The sequence below is a fragment of the Pricia sp. genome, from assembly GCF_041745955.1.
GTDB lineage: Bacteria > Bacteroidota > Bacteroidia > Flavobacteriales > Flavobacteriaceae > Pricia.
This window is the reverse complement of the sequence record NZ_JBGTHY010000481.1, coordinates 1-1,574: the sequence shown is the minus strand read 5'-3', so window position 1 is coordinate 1,574 and position 1,574 is coordinate 1. Positions and strand designations below refer to the sequence as shown.

Sequence of the window (1,574 nt, the reverse complement as noted above, 5' to 3'; positions counted from 1 at the left end):
TTACCGATGATATCTTTACCGGGCTGGATCGGGAGAAAAAAATCGTAAAGGTATCTACACCTAACGGATTGGTGGAACTTTATCTTGGATAATGCTTTCCATAAAAAAATCTTGCGCTAAAGCTTTTCTACAGTATTCAACCTTCTTTCCTTATTTTTGATTTTAATAGCTCATCTTATCCGGTATGCCTATACTTTAGACCATTTATCCGCTTTACCATCTAAACCTCTTTACCATCTAAACCTCAAAAAACATGTTCAGATACCTCCTTTTTTTACTTCTGCCCATCCTCTTTTTCTCCTGTAAATCCGAAACGAAAGACAAAAACACCGAGACCGAGGTAGAAAGACCGCCGAACATCGTCCTCATTTTTACCGACGATCAGGGCTATCGTGATGTGGGGGTATTCGGGGCGGACGATATCGAGACCCCGCATCTCGATCACATGGCGGACGATGGCGTCAAACTGACCAGTTTTTATTCAGCACAAGCGGTCTGTTCGGCTTCCCGTGCCGGTATTTTGACGGGCTGTTATCCGAATCGGATCGGTATCCACAACGCTATGATGCCCAACAGTAAGAGAGGTTTGCATCCTTCCGAAACTACCTTGGCCGAAATGCTTAAGGCCAATGGATATAGGACGGCCATATATGGCAAGTGGCACTTGGGCGACCACCCTGATTTCCTTCCCACCAAAAACGGGTTCGACGAATGGTTCGGCATCCCCTACTCCAACGATATGTGGCCTTTGCATCCGCAACAAGGACCGGTTTTCACCTTCGGACCATTGCCGCTCTACAATAACGAAACCGTAATCGATACTTTGACCGATCAGACGCAACTGACCACCCAGATCACGGAACACAGTGTGGACTTCATCCATAGAAATAAAGACAATCCCTTCTTTCTTTATGTGCCACATCCGCAACCGCATGTTCCCTTATTTGTTTCGGAAAAGTTTAAGGGAAAATCCAACCGTGGACTTTATGGCGATGTCATCATGGAAATCGACTGGTCCGTCGGACAAATTTTGAAGGCTTTGAAAGAGGATGGTCTAGAGGAGAACACTTTGGTCATTTTCACCTCCGACAACGGCCCTTGGCTGGCCTATGGCAACCACGCCGGAAGCGCCCTGCCTTACCGGGAAGGCAAAGGCACTGCTTGGGAAGGTGGACAGCGCGAACCTTTTATCGCCCGCTGGCCCGGAAAACTGCCGGCCGGAAAGGTAATCGACGTACCCGTCATGGCTATCGACCTCCTTCCTACCATAGCGGATATCACCGGTTCAGAGCTTCCCACAAAAACGATTGACGGTATGAACGTCTGGAAGGTGTTGACGGGAGAATCCGATGAAAGTCCGCAAGAGGCGTACTTCTATTATTACCGGGTCAACGAACTGCACGGAGTACGCTATGGGAAATGGAAACTTTATTTTCCACATACGTATCGCACCATGAACGGACAAAAGCCCGGCAAAGATGGCCTGCCCGGGGAGTACCGAATGGTCGATTTAGCCAAAATTGAACTGTATAATCTTAAAAAGGATGAAAGCGAGACTAAGAATGTAGCGGACG

1 protein-coding gene is annotated in these 1,574 nt (G+C 47.7%); it reads left to right on the top strand.

All coding sequences use genetic code 11. The features are described from left to right. Positions 1–253: 253 nt before the first annotated feature. Positions 254–1,574, top strand: a 1,321-nt coding sequence (locus ACEW8S_RS16875; RefSeq protein ID WP_373519288.1) for a sulfatase, incomplete at its 3' end; no start/stop codon positions are given.